Annotated in this window: 16 protein-coding genes; 7 read left to right on the top strand and 9 right to left on the bottom strand. The window is 52.0% G+C overall.

Annotated features, from left to right (window positions below):
• Nucleotides 1–335: 335 nt before the first annotated feature.
• Nucleotides 336–1,316 (top strand): isopenicillin N synthase family dioxygenase, encoded by a 981-nt coding sequence (locus tag ACF2G4_RS05630; RefSeq protein WP_409075674.1) that lies wholly within the window; start codon nt 336–338, stop codon nt 1,314–1,316.
• 399 nt (nt 1,317–1,715) lie between these two features.
• On the opposite strand, the gene ACF2G4_RS05625 is transcribed toward ACF2G4_RS05630, so the two are convergent.
• Nucleotides 1,716–2,372, bottom strand: coding sequence for an MgtC/SapB family protein (locus tag ACF2G4_RS05625; RefSeq protein ID WP_409075673.1), 657 nt, complete (start codon nt 2,370–2,372; stop codon nt 1,716–1,718).
• Between the two features lie 183 nt (nt 2,373–2,555).
• On the opposite strand from ACF2G4_RS05625, the gene ACF2G4_RS05620 reads away from it, so the two are divergent.
• Nucleotides 2,556–2,831 (top strand): DUF333 domain-containing protein, encoded by a 276-nt coding sequence (locus ACF2G4_RS05620; RefSeq protein WP_215846752.1) that lies wholly within the window; start codon nt 2,556–2,558, stop codon nt 2,829–2,831.
• A gap of 32 nt (nt 2,832–2,863) precedes the next feature.
• Here ACF2G4_RS05620 and ACF2G4_RS05615 read toward each other — a convergent pair whose 3' ends face one another.
• The gene (locus ACF2G4_RS05615; RefSeq protein WP_332628140.1) at nt 2,864–3,856 is read right to left on the bottom strand and encodes a 2-hydroxyacid dehydrogenase; all 993 of its coding nucleotides are present in this window, start codon (nt 3,854–3,856) and stop codon (nt 2,864–2,866) included.
• 156 nt (nt 3,857–4,012) lie between these two features.
• Between ACF2G4_RS05615 and ACF2G4_RS05610 the strand changes: the two genes are divergently transcribed.
• The 3 genes from ACF2G4_RS05610 to ACF2G4_RS05600 are packed head-to-tail and all read left to right on the top strand — an operon-like array spanning nt 4,013 to nt 7,151.
• Nucleotides 4,013–6,634 (top strand): YdbH family protein, encoded by a 2,622-nt coding sequence (locus ACF2G4_RS05610; RefSeq protein ID WP_409075672.1) that lies wholly within the window; start codon nt 4,013–4,015, stop codon nt 6,632–6,634.
• Nucleotides 6,631–6,819: a YnbE family lipoprotein gene (locus ACF2G4_RS05605; RefSeq protein ID WP_215846753.1), complete on the top strand. Its 189-nt coding sequence runs from the start codon at nt 6,631–6,633 to the stop codon at nt 6,817–6,819. Before ACF2G4_RS05610 ends, ACF2G4_RS05605 begins: the two co-directional genes overlap by 4 nt.
• 11 nt (nt 6,820–6,830) lie before the next feature.
• Nucleotides 6,831–7,151, top strand: coding sequence for a YdbL family protein (locus tag ACF2G4_RS05600; protein WP_215846754.1), 321 nt, complete (start codon nt 6,831–6,833; stop codon nt 7,149–7,151).
• An 84-nt stretch (nt 7,152–7,235) separates the two neighbouring features.
• Here the strand turns inward: ACF2G4_RS05600 and azoR are convergent, their stop codons facing one another.
• Nucleotides 7,236–7,835 carry an FMN-dependent NADH-azoreductase gene (azoR, locus tag ACF2G4_RS05595; RefSeq protein WP_215846755.1) on the bottom strand — a complete coding sequence of 200 codons (600 nt, stop codon included), beginning with the start codon at nt 7,833–7,835 and terminating at the stop codon, nt 7,236–7,238.
• Nucleotides 7,836–8,092: 257 nt separating this feature from the next.
• Between azoR and hrpA the strand changes: the two genes are divergently transcribed.
• The gene (gene hrpA / locus ACF2G4_RS05590) at nt 8,093–11,995 is read left to right on the top strand and encodes an ATP-dependent RNA helicase HrpA (RefSeq protein WP_409075671.1); all 3,903 of its coding nucleotides are present in this window, start codon (nt 8,093–8,095) and stop codon (nt 11,993–11,995) included.
• 130 nt (nt 11,996–12,125) lie between these two features.
• On the opposite strand, the gene ACF2G4_RS05585 is transcribed toward hrpA, so the two are convergent.
• From ACF2G4_RS05585 to rstA, 5 genes are all read right to left on the bottom strand, one after another.
• Nucleotides 12,126–12,935: a serine protease gene (locus ACF2G4_RS05585; RefSeq protein ID WP_243077877.1), complete on the bottom strand. Its 810-nt coding sequence runs from the start codon at nt 12,933–12,935 to the stop codon at nt 12,126–12,128.
• 269 nt (nt 12,936–13,204) lie between these two features.
• Nucleotides 13,205–13,621: an acid resistance repetitive basic protein Asr gene (gene asr, locus ACF2G4_RS05580; RefSeq protein ID WP_215846757.1), complete on the bottom strand. Its 417-nt coding sequence runs from the start codon at nt 13,619–13,621 to the stop codon at nt 13,205–13,207.
• A gap of 171 nt (nt 13,622–13,792) precedes the next feature.
• Entirely contained in the window at nt 13,793–15,280 is a 1,488-nt protein-coding gene (locus ACF2G4_RS05575; protein WP_243077879.1) for a carboxypeptidase M32, read from the bottom strand.
• A gap of 21 nt (nt 15,281–15,301) precedes the next feature.
• A complete protein-coding gene (rstB, locus tag ACF2G4_RS05570; RefSeq protein WP_243077880.1) occupies nt 15,302–16,603 on the bottom strand; it encodes a two-component system sensor histidine kinase RstB in 1,302 nt (433 codons plus the stop codon).
• Complete coding sequence (gene rstA, locus ACF2G4_RS05565; protein ID WP_409075670.1) at nt 16,600–17,325, bottom strand: two-component system response regulator RstA; 726 nt, start codon at nt 17,323–17,325, stop codon at nt 16,600–16,602. The genes rstB and rstA overlap by 4 nt, the downstream gene beginning before the upstream one ends.
• A 181-nt stretch (nt 17,326–17,506) precedes the next feature.
• On the opposite strand from rstA, the gene ACF2G4_RS05560 reads away from it, so the two are divergent.
• Complete coding sequence (locus ACF2G4_RS05560) at nt 17,507–17,920, top strand: hypothetical protein (RefSeq protein WP_215846761.1); 414 nt, start codon at nt 17,507–17,509, stop codon at nt 17,918–17,920.
• Here ACF2G4_RS05560 and ACF2G4_RS05555 read toward each other — a convergent pair.
• A complete protein-coding gene (locus ACF2G4_RS05555; protein ID WP_243077881.1) occupies nt 17,917–19,308 on the bottom strand; it encodes an amino acid permease in 1,392 nt (463 codons plus the stop codon). The two genes, ACF2G4_RS05560 and ACF2G4_RS05555, sit on opposite strands and share 4 nt — an antisense overlap.
• Nucleotides 19,309–19,366: the final 58 nt, after the last annotated feature.

Genomic DNA, 19,366 nt, shown 5'->3' with positions numbered 1-19,366 from the left:
AGTGTATCTCAGTGATTATGAAAGTAATTTTAAAAAAAACAGAAAAATCCACTGAGGAGCAGAGTCGCCATTAAGCACGCTAATGGCGCAAAAGGTGCAGAAATGCACATTCTTAGTGCATAAGCAGCGCTTTTGGGCAGCCAAAAAATATCAACGACCTGATTAATAAAGAATTTATGAAGTGGCACAGCACTTGCTTAATGACCAGAGAGTAGAAGCTGTCAGCCGATATCATTCTCGGTGGGTCATTGCTCAATCACGTAGTTGTGAAGTGAGGCTTTGACCCGTCGCTCAGGCGTGGGTCATTCGTTGAAAATCGTTAACGAGGTAGACCAATGACCAATACATCAGCTTATGCATTACATGAGTTATCAAAAGAATCGCGGATGGGCGCGCGAGGCGTGGAAGCAGCACGCGAAGTGCGCATTATCGACCTGACCGATTTTGACCAGCGCAAAGAGGAAATAGCCGATCAGGTATGGCAAGCCGCCACCGATATCGGTTTCTTTCAGGTTTCCGGTCATGGTATTGCTGTTGAAGAGATCAATTCAGCTTTCGCGAATGCAGAGCGATTCTTCGCATTACCCGAAGCCGATAAAGCTCGTCATCCTTTGCGACGTAACGCAGGGTGGGAATATCGCTCGCAAATACGCCCCTCAACCGGTAAACCCGATCAAAAAGAGTCTTATCAGATTACCCGGCCACGTATGGAAGGGCTGTGGCCTGACGATGTCACGTTGCCGGGCTTCAAACAGCGCGCGCTGACGTTTGAACGCCAATGCTGGGAAGTGGGAATGAAATTATTATCCTGCTTCGCCATTAAGCTGGGCATGGCTGAAACGTTCTTTACTCAAGCGCATGATCCGTCTCGTGAGACGTATCAAAGCACCTTACGCATGCTGCACTATTTTGCCATTAGTGGCGAACCGGATGGCCCGTGGCGTGCGGGTGCGCATACTGATTTCGATTGTCTGACGCTGCTTTTTCAACGTGATGGACAAGGTGGGCTTCAGGTCTGTCCAGGCAAAGAGATGGATGAACAAGTCTGGACGCCGATTGAACCGTCAGAAGGGCTGATCACCTGTAATATTGGCGATATGCTAATGCGCTGGAGCGATGACAAACTGCCGTCTAATTTTCATCGGGTTAGTAATCCATTGCCGGGCGAATCGGTTCCAGCTCGCTACAGTCTGGCCTTTTTTTGCCAGGCCAATGAAGATGTTATCATTGAAGGCCCGGAGAAAAAGTATCCTGCCATCTCTGCAAAAGAGTATCTGGCGCAGCGGATCAGCGCGAACTTCTCAGGTAAGTATTGATTAACAAGAATGCCCGGTTACGCCGGGCATTTCTCGCTATGACGCTTGCGCTTACCGTGATCGCTAAGCTTAGGTCGAGCCCGCCATATCACCACCAATGATCCAGACCGATTTATCAACCAGCGCATCGACTGTGTCACAGAGCGCAACCGCAACAGGAGGGGGAGTGATTTAACTGCTTTTTAAGCTGAATCATTGCCGCTCGGCACCGACTGATTGTGACGTTGTCACTCAGAAATATTTGATGTGTTTCAGGCGGTAACGCTTCGCTGTGCTGATTCAGCAAGCGCAAAGCACGCTGGCGTTGATGATCAACGCTTAACCGAAAGCCGGAGTTAAACACCGCATTCTCTTCTGAGTGGTAATAGCTCACGCAAGGGTATCTCATTTTAATGAGATTCAAATCAGTTCAAGCGACTGCACCCCTTTGATTTCCATGACTTTCTCATAAAGGTGCGCATCTTTGGTTTTGTGTGACAACGTCACATGAACGCTAAGTTCACATAAGCCCGTTTCTGGATTGCGATTTACCACAGTAATATGTCCATAACGAATGCCTTCACGCTGTAACACCAATAACACCAGCGGCACGCTTTTCGCTTTGAGGAACACCACAATGGTATGATGTTTGCCTATCAGTAGATGGCTCAGACGGCGGAAGACTTCCAGCACCACTAAAGCTAAAACCGTGCCGTAAATGCCGATTTCATACATGCCGCTACCAATCACTAAACCGATTGCGGCGGTCACCCAAAGTCCGGCGGCGGTGGTTAAGCCCTTAACTACCTGCTTTTGGATGAGGATAGTACCCGCACCCAAAAAGCCCATGCCGCTAACGACTTGCGCAGCGATACGGCTGGGATCCAGAGAAACATGTTGATCGTTGAGCATATCGGCGAAGCCATATTTCGATACCAGCATAAACATCGCGCTGCCTATCGCCACTAAGATATGGGTGCGCAAGCCCGCTTCTTTGGCCCGCATCTGGCGTTCCATCCCAATTAATCCACCTAACACGCCGGCAAGGGCGATGCGGATTAGCATATCCGTTAACATGGCTTTTCTCCGAAATATCAGAACCGTTTTTAATCTGTCAAACCAGGCATGGCGCTAAACAAGATAATTCTGCTTGTAAAGCTAGCCAGGAAATTTTGTAAAAAGCTGTTTCACCTCTCGACCCCTTGCGCTGCCTGACATATGCTGACTCCGCCCCTAACCTCAATTCCCGGAGTTTGACTGATGAAAGCTGCCACCCTTCTGCTGGCCGGCGCCGCTTTGTTGCTATCCGCCTGTAGCAGCAACAGTGATGACAATGAACCGCCACAACAAGCTACCGCCGCCCATATCCAACCCCACGTTGTGATGTCTTCTTTAGCCGAGAGTAATTGTGCGGGTGCCGGTGGAACATTGGCGTTTTCGCATCAGTTAGATGGTTCACGCGTGGGGATGTGCCAGTTGGTTAATGGCCGCCGCTGTGATGAACAAGCGTTGATTGGCGGACGCTGCGCACGTTAACGTAGAGGGCCGGCTAAACCGGCCCGCGTCTTTTACGCTGAAAGCTGGTTAGGGCAAGATTCGCCTTTTTCGAGCTGGCTGAGATTACTCAGCGTAGTTTGTGATATTGCCGTCAACGCTTCGGCAGTCAAAAAAGCCTGATGTCCGGTAAACAGCACGTTATGGCAGGCTGACAAACGGCGGAAAACATCATCTTGAATCACGTCATTTGATTTGTCTTCAAAGAACAAATCCCTTTCGTTTTCGTAGACATCCATGCCAAGCGAACCGATCTTTTGCTGTTTCAATGCATCGATTGCTGCTTGTGAATCGATTAAACTGCCGCGACTGGTATTAATGATCATCACGCCATCTTTCATCTGGCTGAAAGCGCCTGCGTTGAGCAGATGATGATTCTCGGGGGTTAACGGGCAATGCAGCGTAATCACGTCTGACTCAGCAAACAGCGTTTTGAGGTCAACATATTCGGCGCCTAATTCCAGCGCTTGCTGGCTTGGGTAAGGATCATAGGCCAATAAGCGCATACCAAATCCCTTCAAAATACGCATCGTCGCCACACCAATTTTGCCGGTGCCGATCACGCCTGCGGTTTTGTTATGCATGTTAAACCCGGTTAAACCGTCCAAAGAAAAGTTGGCATCTCGGGTGCGTTGATAGGCACGATGAATGCGGCGATTCAGTGTCATCATCAGGCCAATCGTATGTTCCGCCACGGCTTCGGGCGAATAGGCAGGAACACGCACCACGTTGAGGCCCAACTCAGCCGCGGCGGCTAAATCCACATTATTGAAACCAGCACAACGCAGTGCGATGTGCTTAACACCTAACGCAGCCAACTCCTCAAGCACCGGGCGGCTACCATCATCGTTCACAAAGATGCACACAGCATCACAGTCCACGGCATTTTTGGCCGTGGATTCGGTCAGCAAAAAGTCGAAAAAAACCAGTTCGTAGCCATACTCCTGATTCACCTGCTCGAGATATTTCTGGTCGTAGTGTTTGGTGCTGTAAACCGCGATTTTCATCGTTTTGCTCCTGCATACGGGGATATTCCAAGGATAACGTGTTCTGCCGCGCTTTGCTGAATCTGCTTCATCATCTCGCCAGCAATCCTTCACCTTGTGCGCGTAACATGCCATCATCTTTGTCAGGATACTGTAAGAAAAAGGATTATTGCTGTCATGCCGCGGATTTTCCGTCGACGACTTGCTGCGATTCTGGCGCTGATTCTGCTGGTGCTGGGTTTATTGCTCACCATCACACAATGGCTGCCGCGGCTGGTCGGCATCTGGCTGCCTCCTGAAACACGCATCGAACTGGAAGGCACGCCACGCTGGCGCGACGGCGGCGTGTGGTTTCCTCACATTCGCTATCTGACAGGCGATTGCGTCTTAGCTTCGGTTGAACACGTTTCACTGGGGTGGCACCAGTCACGTTGGCGGCTCAACGCGGGGCAAGTCAGTGTAAACAGTGAATGTCTGCAACACATTCCTGCCACAAACGATAATCCCTCTGCACCCAAAAGTCTGGCTGAATGGCAAGCCATGCTGCCTGGCGCCGATCTGCATATTGATCAACTGATCATTGCACCCTGGCAAGCGTATGCCGGTCAGTTGGATCTGGCGCTAGAGAGCGGTCAGCAGCAGTTGCATTATCAGGGCGACAACCTACAGCTTGAGGCGACGTTAAAAGGTCAGCAGCTCAACATTCAGCGACTGACGTTTAAAAATGGCGCACTCCCTGAACCGGTTACCGTAAGTGGTCAGCTGGAGTTACCGAAATTCGCCGATGGCTTACCGGTGAACGGTAACGTGAGTGGGCAACTGTCACTGGGGGCACTCCCCGATCCGCTTGACGTCACGCTTGACTGGCAACAGCAGCAAGGCATGTTAAAAGTGATGATGCAGGGTATTCCGCAGCCGTTGTTAAGTTTGCCGTGGCAGGCCAGCGCGCAGCAGATCCACATCGAAAAAGGGCAATATTACTGGCCGCTGGATGCACAGCCGCTGTCGGGCTTTATCAACCTGACGCTGGATAACTGGCAAGCCGGGCTGGAAGCTGCGCGCATAACAGGCCGACTTAATCTGTTAACCCAAGGGCGCGGCGGCAAAGGCAACGTCGTTTTAGGGATCGGGCCGGGTCATCTGAGTATGACGCAAAGCCAGCTGCCGTTTCAGCTCACCGGCGAAAGCAAGCTCGCGGAGATGCAGCTGTACGGCACCATTCCAGGTGAGCTCAGCGGCTCGGTTCTTGATCCGTTGTTGACGTTAAAACCTGGCGCGCTTCTGCGGTTGCGCGGGCGGTTGCTGGCCACGCTGGACGTTGATGAAGCCCGCTGGCCGTTGGCCGGCGTGCGACTCTCTTCGCAAGGTATTGATGGTCGATTACAGGCGATTCTAAAAGCCCACGATCCCAGCTTCGGAAAGTTTTTGCTTCACCTTGATGGCCGGGCAAATAATTTCTGGCCAGATAAAGGCGAATGGAACTGGCGTTATTGGGGGGGCGGCGAAATGTTGCCGCTCAATGCAAAGTGGGATGTGAAGGGCACTGGCGGCTGGCAGGATACGTTGATTCATCTCGATACCTTATCAACGGGGTTCAATCAGCTGGAATATGGCATGGTGCAGGTTAGTAAGCCGCGTTTAACGCTGACGACGCCGGTTAACTGGCAGCGAGATGTGCAACGCCCGTCGTTTGATGGCGGGTTCAAAATGCAGTCGGGGCAAACGCAGTTTAGCTACGGCGGCTGGTTACCCAACTCAGATCTGGAATTTAAAGCCAAAGGGCGCGATCCAAGCCACTTTATCTGGCGCGGTGAGCTAAAGGCAGGCGATATTGGCCCATTGCGCGTCCACGGTCGTTGGGATGGCGAACGCCTGCGCGGCGAAGCCTGGTGGCCAGCACAATCGCTCACTGTTTTTCAACCTTTACTGAGTCAGGATCTGAAGATGAAAATTCAGTCCGGTGAGCTGCGCGCGCAGATCGCCTTTTCTGCCGCGCCGGAACAAGGTTTTGAAGCGGGCGGACACTGGACGGTCAAACAGGGCAGCGTCTGGACGCCTGACAGCCAAATCAATGGCGTCGATTTCTCATTGCCTTTCCGCCTTAAGCAGCAGCGCTGGCAACTGGGCGTGCGCGGCCCGGTTTCACTGCGTATCGCTGAGGTAAAAAATCAGTTTGCCCTGCAGAACATACGTGCCGATTTGCAGGGGGCTTATCCCTGGACGGAATCACATCCGTTAACGCTGCAGGACGTCAGCCTGGATTTGCTCGGCGGGCAAATTACGTTGCCATCGTTACGCATGCCGCAACACGAGGTTGCTCGTGTTGCGCTGCGTGATATCAGTTTGAGTGAGCTCATTACCGCCATCAAACCTAAGCAGTTTGCTATGTCCGGCAAGGTTAACGGTGAATTGCCGCTGTGGCTTAATCATCAACGCTGGCTGATTGAAAAGGGTTGGATTGCCAACAGCGGGTCGCTGACATTCAGGCTGGACAAAGACATGGCTGATGCGATTACCAGCAACAATATGGCAGCGGGCGCGGCAATGAGTTGGCTGCGTTACATGGAAATTTCCCGCTCGTGGGCCACCATCAATCTGGATAATCTGGGCGACCTGACGATGGATGCGCAGGTGCAAGGGATAAGCCGCTTCAGCAATCGTAATCAAACCGTTAATCTCAACTATCGTCATCAGGAAAATCTGTTCCAGCTATGGCGCAGCCTGCGTTTTGGCGATAATTTGCAATCCTGGGTGGAGCAAAACGCCACCTTGCCATCGAAAAAGGACCCTCAACCATGAGCCTTAGGGCATTACTGGTTTTAGCCGCCGGGCTGCCGCTGATCGGATGCGTGCCGCGCATTGAAGTCGCCGCACCCAAGGAGCCGATCACAATCAATATGAATGTAAAAATTGAGCATGAAATTCATATCAAAGTGGATAAAGACGTGGAAGCGTTATTGAAAAACCAGAGCGATCTGTTCTGAGGAGAAACTGCATGAAACGCATCAGCGCCGTGCTGCTTTTGGTCTGGATAGTTGCCCAACCGGCGTGGGCGATCACGCTGGATGAAGCGCGCCAGCAAGGTCGGGTAGGCGAAACGCTTTCCGGTTATATCGCTGCCCGTGAGCAGGATAATGAAACGTTGGCTTTGGTTAAGCGCATTAATGAAGGACGCAGCGTGCAGTATCAGCGCCTGGCGCAGCAAAACAATCTCACCACCTCAGACGTGGCCAGCATTGCCGGGCAAAAACTGGTAAGAAGGGCCGAAGCGGGTGAGTATGTGCGTGGGATAAACGGACAGTGGCTAAAGAAGTAACCGTCGCGACAGCATTTATTCACAGGTTAACGCGCATAAAAAAGCCGGGCATTAAGCCCGGCAAGGTACAACGGCATCAAAAGCTTAAGCAGCAACAATCTGCTTGATTGCATCTTTAGCATCTTCAGTGGCTTTGGTTGCCACTTCTGGACCGTAAGCGATGCCTTCAGCGAAGACGAAATCAACGTCGCTGATACCGATGAAGCCAAGGAACAGCTTCACGTATGGCGTTAACAGGTCAGAAGCGGTGTCTTTATGAATGCCACCACGGCTGGACAGGATGACTGCGCGCTTACCTTTAACCAGACCTTCTGGGCCCGCTTCGGTGTAACGGAACGTGACGCCAGCACGCGCAATCAGGTCGAAGTAGTTTTTCAGCTGCGTTGGAATGTTGAAGTTGTACATAGGCGCAGTAATAACAACCACGTCATGGGCTTGCAGTTCAGCGATCAGCTCATCAGACAGCGCCAACGCTTCTTGCTGACGCGGTGTCAGTGGAGCGTCAGACGGGCGCAGTGCGCCAACCAGTTCACCATCCAGTACCGGAATCGGGTTTGCTGCCAGGTCACGAACGGTAACGTCGTCACCGTTGGCTTTAGCCTGGTCAACGTAGAAGTCAGCCAGTTGGCTTGATTGTGAATAGCCTGCAAGGATACTGGATTTCAGAACTAAAACTTTGCTCATGGTATTTTCCTGTCTGTTATGCGGAAGGCTTCCCGCTCAATGCTTTACACTCTACGGATATCAGCGGCACGGTGAAAGCGCAATATTTCGAGATCTATGTTCGAATTTATTGAATAAGCTTCACGTGCGCCCGGTCTCGGCAACGCCTGAAATGTGCTATTATGCGCACAATTATTTTATTGAATCAGCTGGTTATCCCAGCCCCATTGGGCGCTGTATTTCACAGCGACACCGTCTGAGTAAGGTACGTCATTACTATGTCATCACCGGATAATTCTTCTCTCGCGCCGCTCTGGTCGCGGCTTGATGCTGTGATGCTGCGCGATCGGCAGCGTTTGCAGCGTCGTTTGCATGGCGCAAAAAAAGTTAAAAATAGCGAAGCGCAACAAGGGATTGTGGCGGAGCTGGAGCAAGATTTTGCCGCAGCTGAACAGCGTGTTGCACAGCGCATCGCGGCCACGCCAACCATCACTTTCCCCGAAAATTTGCCGGTCAGCCAAAAGCAGCAAGAGATTGCTGACGCGATTCGCGAACATCAGGTGGTGATCGTGGCCGGTGAAACCGGTTCGGGTAAAACCACGCAGCTGCCAAAAATTTGCTTAACGCTGGGACGCGGCGTGAAAGGGCTGATTGGCCACACGCAGCCACGTCGCCTGGCTGCACGTACCGTAGCGAACCGTATTGCGGATGAGCTGGATACCTCGTTGGGTGGCTGCATCGGTTACAAGGTGCGCTTTAACGATCAGGTCAGCGAAACGACCCAAGTGAAGCTGATGACTGACGGTATTTTGCTGGCAGAAATTCAGCAAGACCGCCTGCTGCTGCAATATGACACCATTATTATCGATGAGGCGCACGAGCGCAGTCTTAACATCGATTTTCTGTTGGGTTATCTGCGCGAGCTGTTGCCGCGTCGTCCCGATCTGAAAATCATCATTACTTCAGCCACTATCGATCCACAGCGTTTTTCACGTCACTTTAATAACGCGCCGGTAATTGAAGTTTCAGGCCGTACTTATCCGGTTGAAGTGCGTTATCGCCCGATTGTGGAAGACGCTGACGATGGCGACCGCGATCAGTTACAAGCCATTTTCGATGCCGTTGATGAGCTGGGCCATGAAAGCGCCGGTGATATTTTGATATTCATGAGCGGCGAGCGTGAAATCCGTGATACCGCGGATGCACTCACCAAGCGTGACTTACCGCATACCGAGATTTTGCCGCTCTACGCGCGCTTATCCAATGCTGAGCAAAACCGCGTGTTTCAGTCGCACAGCGGACGTCGCATTGTGCTGGCAACCAACGTGGCAGAAACCTCGTTGACCGTGCCGGGTATTAAATATGTTATCGATCCCGGCACCGCGCGTATCAGCCGCTACAGCTTCCGTACCAAAGTGCAGCGCTTACCGATTGAGCCAATTTCTCAAGCGTCGGCAAATCAGCGTAAAGGGCGTTGCGGGCGCGTATCGGAAGGGATCTGTATTCGCCTGTTTTCCGAAGATGATTTCCTGAGTCGCCCGGCCTTTACCGATCCTGAAATTTTGCGTACCAACCTGGCTTCGGTAATTTTGCAGATGACCGCGCTGGGATTAGGCGATATCGCTGCGTTCCCGTTTGTGGAAGCGCCCGATCGCCGCAATATTCAGGACGGCGTGCGCCTGCTGGAAGAGCTGGGCGCACTGACGCTGAACGAAGAGGATGGGCACTACAAACTCACCCCTTCAGGACGCCAGCTGGCGCAGTTGCCGGTCGATCCGCGTTTGGCCCGTATGGTGCTGGAAGCGCAAAAATATGGCTGCGTACGTGAAGTGATGATTATCACTGCGGGCTTGTCGATTCAGGATCCGCGTGAACGTCCGGCGGAGAAAAAGCAGGCTTCGGATGAAAAACATCGCCGCTTCGCTGATAAAGAGTCCGATTTCCTCGCCTTCGTTAATCTGTGGAATTACCTCAGCGAGCAGCAAAAGGCGTTGTCCGGCAATCTGTTCCGTCGCCAGTGTAAAACCGATTTTCTTAATTATTTGCGCGTGCGCGAATGGCAGGACATTTACACGCAACTGCGTCAGGTGGTACGTGAACTGGGGATCCCTGTTAACAGCGAACCCGCTGGGTTCCGCGAAGTTCACTGTGCATTGCTGACAGGTTTGTTATCGCATATCGGCCAAAAAGATGCCGACAAGCAAGAGTTTACCGGCGCACGCAATGCACGCTTCGCCATTTTCCCGGGTTCTGGTTTGTTCAAAAAGCCGCCCAAATGGACAATGGTGGCTGAACTGGTGGAAACCAGCCGCTTGTGGGGCCGCATCGCTGCACGCATCGATCCAGAATGGATCGAGCCGCTGGCACAGCATTTGATCAAACGCAGCTACAGCGAACCGCATTGGGAGAAGGCTCAAGGCGCGGTGATGGCGACGGAAAAAGTCACGCTTTATGGGCTGCCTATCGTTGCGGGCCGCAAAGTCAATTATGGTCGCATTGATGCGACATTGAGCCGAGAGCTGTTTATCCGCCATGCGCTGGTGGAAGGTGACTGGCAGACGCGTCACGCCTTTTTCCGCACCAACCAGAAGTTGCGCAGCGAAGTCGAAGATTTGGAACACAAATCACGTCGTCGTGACATTTTAGTCGATGATGAAACGCTGTTTGCGTTCTATGACCAGCGCGTCGGCAAAGAGGTGGTCTCCGCTAAGCATTTCGACAGCTGGTGGAAGCGGGCCAGCCGCGAGAATGCGGAACTGCTCAACTTTGATAAGCAGATGCTGATCAAAGAGGGCGCGGATAAGGTTAGTCAGCTCGACTACCCGAACTTCTGGCATCAAGGCAATCTCAAACTGAAGCTGAGTTATCAGTTTGAACCCGGCGCCGATGCGGATGGCGTGACGGTGCATATTCCGTTGCCGCTGCTGAATCAGGTTGAGGATCAGGGTTTCGAATGGCAGATCCCAGGTATTCGCCGCGAACTCGTCATTGCGCTGATTAAATCGCTGCCGAAGCCGCTGCGCCGTAATTTGGTGCCCGCACCCAACTATGCCGACGCCTTCTTAGGTCGCGTGACCGCGATGGAAATGCCGCTGTTGGATGCGTTAGCGCGAGAGTTTCGTCGTATGACCGGCGTCACGCTGGAACGTGAAAACTGGCAATGGGAACAGGTGCCCGATCATCTCAAAATGACCTTCCGCATTGTCGATGAACACAATCGTAAGCTGCAGGAAGGCAAAGATTTGACGGCGCTGAAAGCGCAGCTTAAAGGGAAAGTGCAGGAAACATTGTCGAAAGTGGCAGATGACGGGCTGGAGCAGAGCGGCCTACATATCTGGAGCTTTGGTGATTTACCGCGCAGCTATGAACAGAAGCGCGGCAGTTATCAGGTAAAAGCCTGGCCAGCGCTGGTGGATGAAAAGGATAGCGTCGCGATTCGCCTGTTCGACAGCGAGCAGGAGCAGCAGAAAATGATGTGGCGCGGTCAACGCCGCTTGCTGCTGCTTAACATCCCGTCGCCGGTTAAATATTTGCACGAGAAACTGCCGAACAAAGCCAAACTGGGACTCTATTTCAATCCGTACGGCAAAGTACTGGAGCTGATAGATGACTGTATCGCCTGCGGAATCGATAAGCTGATCGCAGAGGCGGGCGGGCCAGCCTGGCAACAGGACGATTTTGCCCAGCTGCATGAAAAAGTTCGCGCTGAGCTGAATGAAACGGTGGTCACCATCGCGAAGCAGGTTGAGCAGATCTTGACCTCCGTGTTCAACATCAACAAGCGTTTGAAAGGGCGTGTTGATATGACGCTGGCTCTGGCGCTTTCCGATATCAAAGCGCAGATGAATGGCTTGGTTTATCGCGGGTTTGTCACAGGCAACGGCTGGAAACATTTAGCGGATACGTTGCGCTATTTGCAGGGCATTGAGCGTCGGCTGGAGAAATTGCCTGTCGATCCGCACAGCGATCGTGCGCGCATGCTCCGTGTGCAGGCAGTTGAGCAGGCTTATCAGGCATGGCGCAATAAACTGCCGCCACAGCGTTTGGATGACGAAGAGGTGCTGAATATTCGCTGGATGATTGAGGAGTTAAGGATCAGCTTATTTGCTCAGCAGCTTGGCACGCCTTATCCGATCTCAGATAAACGTATTATGCAGAGCATGGAGCAAATTGCCGGATAGGTGTTTGGCATCAATGCGTAATAAGTCATAAAGCCTCGGCCACAAGGATGTGGCGGGCGAGGCTAAATATGGATTGAAGCCTTATCAACGCGTGTCGGTTATTGCTGTCACATGCGCTTTTGCCAAACGTTTACTGCGCCAGTGCTTCCAGTTTATCGCGGAACGACGTCACGGAAATGGCGCGATTATCCGCCAGATAACGATCTTTAGCCGCCGGGGCTGAACTCTGCACCGCTATCAATTGCCAGCCTTTATCACCATTCAGTAACAGAGGCGATCCGCTATCGCCGGGCAGCGTATCACATTGATGTGATAGCACCGCGCGCTGCGCCCAGCCCGTAATCACACAGTCGCTGTGCGAGTAGAGCGTATCAAGGTGATCTTCCGGGTATCCCGCTTGTGTCACTTTACGATCGGCTTGTTTCAACGCGGCAGTAAGATCGCTGCGCGAGCCTTCAAACAGCGGAATAGGTGTAATAGCCGAGGGCGGATTACGCAGAATCACTAAGCCGTAATCAAGCGGAGCCGCATTGCTCGGGACGATCCATCCTTCGCCATCAGCCTTCAAACGTTTAGCCAGTGAAGGTTCAACGCGCGCATCAATATCGTGGATTTCATAGCGCCAGCCTTTATCGCTGGCCATAAAACGCAGCGCCACCGGTTTATCAAAATTACCGGGCGGGGTTAACAAACAGTGACCAGCAGTTAACGCCAGATGGGGTGAAATCAGCGTAGCCGTGCACAGGTTGCCGCTCTCGGTTTCAAGTTGACCGATGGCATCCCAAGGTACAGCGGTGATATCGCTGATCGCTTTACGGTGATCTTTACCAAAGAACAGCGTCTTGATCTCGTCAGGATTGGGCGCGTCATCATCTTCATCGGCATGTACAACGGTGTTAAAACTGAATAATCCAACAAGTAACAAGATAGCCAGGCGCATAGTTCTCTCAATGGCGAGAATAAGTAGAGGATAAGGTCATCACGCTTGAGCGATAACTATAGTCGGTGAGCGGTTAAAAAGGGAGTTTTATTGGGATTATCAGCACACTACAACGACTAAATAAAAAAGCAGGCTGCGACTACGCCGCACAGGATCATCACAATCAATATAATTTCGAAGCGATAGCGATGCACCATTTCAGCCACTCCATTAAACAAACACCCGGCAAAACCGGGTGCTTTTAATCATTCACGCTTCAGGACTAAGCCTTATTTTTTAGCAGCAGCTTTCACAACTTTTTTGTGATGAACTTTTTTAGCAGCCTGCGCTTTCTGCGGAGCGGCTTTCTTCACAGCTTTTTTGTGATGAACTTTCTTAGCAGCCTGCGCTTTCTGAGCCGCATCTTTCTTCATCGCTTTCTTGTGGTGAACTTTCTTAGCGGCCTGTGCTTTTTGAGCGGCATCTTTCTTCGCCACTTTTTTGTGATGAACTTTTTTAGCAGCCTGCGCTTTCTGGGCAGCCGCTTTGTGATGTTTCTTGTGTGCAGTTTTATGCACAGTTTTTGCTGGCGCTGCGGTGGTGGTTGTGGTGGCAGCAGCAGCTGGCGCAGCTGTTGTTTCAGCAGCGAAAGCAACAGAAGAGATACCCATAGCAGCGGCGATCACCAGCGCAAATAATTTTTTCATTGCAAAATTCCTCGGACGATTTTTTCATGTGTAGCCCACTGCGGGGCCGGTGAAAAGACTATATGCAAAACCCGTCACGGCTTCCGTGGGTGATTGGTATCGGCGTGTAACGGATTGTACGAAGCGAGGAAGGCAATGAGAAAAGAGGGCGGCCAAACGACCGCCGAAAGCTTAGTTGTGCAGATAACGTTGTTCAAGATGCTGACGGAAATAGTGTGGATTAAGGGCTTCGCCAGTGGCGTTCAACAGCAGTTGCTCGGTTGAAAAACGGCTGCCGTGCTGCCAGATATTCTGTTGTAGCCAGTTAAATACCGGCTGCAAATCCCCTTCACGAATCAGCTCACTTAACTGCGGAATCGCTTTTTTCACCGCCTGGAACAGCTGCGCCGCGTACATCGCACCCAGGGTGTAGGTCGGGAAGTAGCCGAATGCGCCGTCGGTCCAGTGAATATCTTGCATGCAGCCGTCGCGATAGTTGCCGCGGGTATCAATGCCCAGCGACTGCTGCATTTTCTCATCCCATAAGGCAGGAATATCGTCAACTTCAATCTCGCCTTCGATCAGCGCTCGTTCGATTTCGTAACGCAGCACCACGTGTGCTGGATAGCTCAGCTCATCGGCATCTACGCGAATATATCCCGGCTTCACCTGCTGTGTTAAACGAACAAAGTTATCAGACTGCAGTGCGGGCTGGTCACCCATCTGTATCTTTACCTGCGGCAACATGCGCTGCAGAAATTCGCGGCTGCGGCCCAACTGCATTTCCATGAACAGACTTTGCGATTCGTGAATGGCAGTGGAACGTGCGAGCGCTACCGGCTGACCACGCCACTGCTGCGGTAAGTTTTGCTCGTAACGCGCGTGGCCGGTTTCATGGATGACGCCCATCATGGCGCTGAGGAATTCATTCTCGTTATAACGCGTGGTGATGCGTACATCTTCCGGCACACCACCGCAAAATGGATGGGCGCTGACGTCAAGACGACCATGATTAAAATCGAAACCCAGCACTTTCATGATATCCAGACCCAGTTCGCGTTGCGCGTTAACGGGGAAAGGGCCTTTCGGATGGATAATCTCCTGCTGCGACTGCTTCTCCACCACTTGCTGGAGGAGGTCCGGTAACCAGGTTTTAAGCTCACCAAATGTGCTGTCGAGTTTAGCGCTGGTCATGCCTGGCTCGAAGACATCCAGTAGCGCATCGTAGCGCGAGCTGCCGTTGGCATCGGCACGCAGTTGGGCTTCTTCGCGGCTTAAGCGAACCACTTCTTTCAGGTTGGCAGAGAAGCCTTTCCAGTCGTTAGCGGGACGCTGCTGACGCCATGCATGTTCACAATGTGAACCGGCAATCGATTTTGCTTCAACCAGCGAGGCGGGCAAGAGTGTGGCTTGCTGATAAGCGCGGCGTATTTCCAGTAAATTAGCGCGATCAACGTCGTTCAGCGACTGCTGCTCTGCTTCCTGAATTAAATCACCGACGCGTTTGTCGGTTAAAATTTCATGCTGTAATACGCTCATTTCGGCCAGTGCTTCACCGCGCGCACGACTGCCGCCCGGCGGCATGGTGGTTTGCATATCGCAACCGGCAATGGCAGAAAGATGGCTGAAACGAGAAAGACGCTGAAAGATGGCGCTAAGTTGTTGATACGCTGAGGACACGTAGGGCTCCTTGTGGAAGTTTTAACGCAGCGGAATGTCCCGCAAGGGTAGATCAACCGGCCAGCAAAAGCGAACGCTGGCACCGCCGAGCGGGCTGCTTTCAATGGCGACATTGCCGCTTAACGCTTGAGCGATAGAATAGACAATCGCCAGACCCAGCCCGCAGCCGCCAGTGGCGCGGTCGCGGCTGGGATCAAGACGAACAAAAGGTTCAAACACCCGTTCGCGCTCCTCAAGGGGAATGCCGGGGCCATCATCTTCAACCTGTAAAAAGCCCAGCGAACCGTCAAACCACAAGCTGATACGCAGCCGCTGCTGCGCATAGCGCAGCGCATTGTTGACCAAATTGTCCAGTACACGCTCCATTAATCGAGTATCTGAAACGCCGTAATTTTCTCGTTGAGGTAAATCCAGATCGATTTGCGTGTGAGGATTAATCGCGCGGAAATCATCAAGCCGCTCGCGCAACCAATTGGCCAGATCCAATGATTTAAGATTTAAATCGACACGCGGACGATCGAGTCTCGCATAGGTCAGCAGCTCTTCAATTAAGCTTTCAAGCTGGCCGATATCACGATTCAATGCCGCTAGCTCCGCTTCCGTTAGGTTATCGCTCATCTCGAGCCGATAGCGCAGCCGCACCAATGGCGTGCGCAATTCATGGGCAATGCCATCAATCAGCTGCTTCTTGCTGGCCACCAGCGTATTGATGTTTTCGGCCATCTGATTAAAGGCAATACCTAAGCGAAACAGGCTGGAGGTGCTGTCAAAATGGGTACGGACATCCAGTTCTCCTCGGCCAAATCGTTGCGCTGCTTTTTCTAAGCGCTGCATCTCTTTCCAGTGCGGACGCATCCAGATGAAGACCGGTAGCGCCAGCGACATGCCGATGAACACCAGCAGTGCGATGTCCAACAGCCGCATTTGATGAAGGTAGAACAGATAGGGAATGGGGCCGACAGATAAAACGTAATGGCTGCGCGGGATATGCTGCAAGAAAGTATATTGATCGTCGAGGGCGACGATTTCACCCGCGTGCAGGCGCCGCATATCGATCTCATCAAGCTGATATTTACTCATCGGTTCAATATGCAGATCAAACGACAAACCGAGATCGAGACTTTTAACGGTTTTATTCCAGTCGCGTGGTGGAATTTCACGCAGTTCGCTGCGGATTAAATAGAGCGAGCTGGCCATCAAGTCATTCATTGATTGTCGCCCGGCACGTTCAGCGGTGAATTTGTAGACCAATCCCACCAGCAACGTCATCACCAGAAAGCAGACAAACAGCAGCAGATAAAACTGGATAAAAAGCTTTCTCATACTGAACGGGTATCCCACGCCTGCGGCGCAAAAAGATAGCCTTTGTTACGAATGGTTTTTATGCGAAAAGGTTCGGTTGCACTGTCATGCAGCTTTTTGCGCAGGCGCGAAATGGCGACATCAATACTGCGATCCAAGCCATCGTAGCTTACGCCGCGTAAGGTTTTCAGCAGCGCATCGCGGTTGAGGATCTGTCCGGCATGGTTGGCTAAAAACCACAACAGCTCAAAATCAGCGGTGGAAAGGGCGATCTGCTCATCGAACAGCGTCACCTGGCGATTGAGTGCGTCGATGGTTAGCGAGCCGAAACGCAGCATTTTATGCGGTGCGATGATCGCAGGGGCTTCGCCAGGCTGACTTTGCTGTGACTGACGCAAATGCAGACGCAATCGAGCCAGTAAAACAGCCGGGGGCGTGGTTTTAAGGATGTAATCATGCGCGCCCATCTCAAGCGCCAGGATGTGGTTCATGTCGCTGTCGAGCGACGTCAGCAACACAATGGGACCTTGCCAATTTGCACGCAAATCACGGCAAATTGTCATGCCATCTTTGCCCGGCAACATGATATCCAGCATCACCAGATCCGGTTGTTCCTGGGCAATGGTTGCCTCGGCACGATCCCCGCGCGTTTCTACAATGACCTCAATATCATGACGTCCCAGATAAGCGGCAATCAGTGATCCCACTTCAGGTTCATCTTCAACGTAAACGATTCTGTTCATATTTTACTAACAAGGCATGTAAGTATGGAATGCAGCATAACTTTTCCTGGTCCTGAGCTCTACGCGACCGCACGAAATATCCTTATGTTACTGGTATAGAACCCGCAAAATGTGCCATCATTAGCCCTGCGTTTTTTGCGCAAGTTTCGGAACCGTAACGATAAACATGAGGAGCGTGAGTGTGTCTGATAAAGAGCTGGCATCAGCCATATACAGTGACCGCATCTGCTTCAATTACAGTGATTTTCTTTCCGCATCTTGCAAGAAACGTTGGAGTTTTGTTGATGCCATTTATGGCGTGCTGCCGATCTTCGGCATGGTGACACGCAAATCTGCGCACAGTTTACAGGCCACTGACGAGCACCTGAAAGAATTAGCATTACAAATCATTTCAACTCAGGTCAGCGACGAAATTAACATCGCACGTTTGATCACCCTTGCTGAACAGCAGCACATTAACCGCTTTGATATCCAGCTTCCTTATCCGCTCTCCGAGCAGCAGCTCGACAGCATCCAGCAGGAATACCGCAAGCCGGTCGATTTAACACAGCAGGTTGACCTGCTGTGTGTCTCCATTCCCGAACAATCACATTAATTCGTTAGCTGCCACATTGCGGGCAACGTGGCAGCAATCAACAATCCCATTGCTACGCGCTCAAGCGACGTAAGCGCAATATCGCTTCGCCCGCCACGACGGGCAAACAGAAACAGCAGCAGACCCGGCGCATAAAGCACCACTGACATCAGTAGATGCAGGGGACCAGAGGCATAAAGCAGCCAAATGCCATAAGTGCTGGCACCGATGCCGATAGCCATTGGCAGCGGTTGACCTTTTCCTCGCACCACTTTAATCAGATACAAACCCACTAGCAGATAGGGCACCAGAATCATTTCTGAGGCGATATTAAGCAGCGTATTATAATCAGCCTTTGTCAGGGCAATAAGGATCAGGCAAACCTGAACGCTCCCGTTGGTCAGCCAAAGCGAGGCTGATGGGGCGTTGCGGCTGTTTTGACGTGCAATACTGCGCGGAAACGCGCCTTGCTGCGCAGCGATAAAGGGAACTTCTGCTGCCATTATCGTCCAGCTCAGATAAGCGCCACAGACGGACACAATCAATCCGGCAGCAATCACTGCATCACCCCAATTTCCCATTAAATGCGTCATCAGACCCGCCATGGAAGGATTACGCATTTCTGCCAGTTCTGCTCGCGGCACAACGCCTAATGAAAGCAACGTCACCAGTAAATAGACCAATAACGCGGCAAGCACCGCCAGCAAGGTTGCACGGCCTACATCTTTTTTATTGCGTGCCCGAGAGGAAACAACCACTGCGCCTTCAACCCCGATGAAAACCCATAAGGTGATCAGCATGGTTTGCTTGATCTGTTCCCACAGCGGTTGGCCAAGCGTGACGCCGGAAAAATCAAAGTGGAATCGGTCGTAATTGAACGCCATCACCGCCAGGACAATGAACAGCAAAAGGGGGATCAGTTTACCTAAAGTGGCTAAAAGATTGATGCTGGCTGCGGTTTGTACGCCACGAAGCACCAGACAATGCACCAGCCAGAGCAAAACGGACGCCCCCAACATCGCTTGCCAGGTATTGCCATCGCCAAAAACAGTGTGATCGGGTGTGTCGGTGAAGAAGCTCAACGCGGAAAAAACGATCACCAGATAAGAGACGTTGGCGATAACCGCGCAAAGCCAATATCCCCACGCCGAGCAAAACCCCATGAGTTCGCCAAATCCTGCTCGCGCATAGGTGAATATGCCGCCATCTAGCTCGGGTTTGAGACGCGTAAGCATCAACATAGCCAACGACAGAAAAATAATCCCTACGCCCGTGATCAACCAGCCAATCAGCAACGCCGCCGGACCGGCTACGGCCGCCATGTTCTGCGGCAAGCTGAACACGCCTGCACCCAGCATAGAACTGAGCACCAACGCCGTTAAGGCACTAAGACCTAATTTTTTCTCCAAAACATCCTTCCTGCTAGCATAAGTGGCTGGGTAAAACGGCATTTATCGAATTTATATC

The sequence above is a fragment of the Pantoea phytostimulans genome, assembly GCF_046118715.1.
Lineage (GTDB): Bacteria > Pseudomonadota > Gammaproteobacteria > Enterobacterales > Enterobacteriaceae > Pantoea > Pantoea phytostimulans.
The sequence above is the reverse complement of the archived record's forward strand: the minus strand, read 5'-3'. Positions and strand labels throughout refer to the sequence as shown.

Coding starts and splice junctions, on each gene's coding strand:
- hrpA (WP_409075671.1), top strand. CDS start 8,093: ATGTCATCACCGGATAATTCTTCTCTCGCGCCGCTCTGGTCGCGGCTT.
- azoR (WP_215846755.1), bottom strand. CDS start 7,835: ATGAGCAAAGTTTTAGTTCTGAAATCCAGTATCCTTGCAGGCTATTCA.
- ACF2G4_RS05610 (WP_409075672.1), top strand. CDS start 4,013: ATGCCGCGGATTTTCCGTCGACGACTTGCTGCGATTCTGGCGCTGATT.
- asr (WP_215846757.1), bottom strand. CDS start 13,621: ATGAAAAAATTATTTGCGCTGGTGATCGCCGCTGCTATGGGTATCTCT.
- ACF2G4_RS05625 (WP_409075673.1), bottom strand. CDS start 2,372: ATGTTAACGGATATGCTAATCCGCATCGCCCTTGCCGGCGTGTTAGGT.
- ACF2G4_RS05585 (WP_243077877.1), bottom strand. CDS start 12,935: ATGCGCCTGGCTATCTTGTTACTTGTTGGATTATTCAGTTTTAACACC.
- ACF2G4_RS05620 (WP_215846752.1), top strand. CDS start 2,556: ATGAAAGCTGCCACCCTTCTGCTGGCCGGCGCCGCTTTGTTGCTATCC.
- ACF2G4_RS05605 (WP_215846753.1), top strand. CDS start 6,631: ATGAGCCTTAGGGCATTACTGGTTTTAGCCGCCGGGCTGCCGCTGATC.
- rstA (WP_409075670.1), bottom strand. CDS start 17,325: ATGAACAGAATCGTTTACGTTGAAGATGAACCTGAAGTGGGATCACTG.
- rstB (WP_243077880.1), bottom strand. CDS start 16,603: ATGAGAAAGCTTTTTATCCAGTTTTATCTGCTGCTGTTTGTCTGCTTT.
- ACF2G4_RS05615 (WP_332628140.1), bottom strand. CDS start 3,856: ATGAAAATCGCGGTTTACAGCACCAAACACTACGACCAGAAATATCTC.
- ACF2G4_RS05630 (WP_409075674.1), top strand. CDS start 336: ATGACCAATACATCAGCTTATGCATTACATGAGTTATCAAAAGAATCG.
- ACF2G4_RS05600 (WP_215846754.1), top strand. CDS start 6,831: ATGAAACGCATCAGCGCCGTGCTGCTTTTGGTCTGGATAGTTGCCCAA.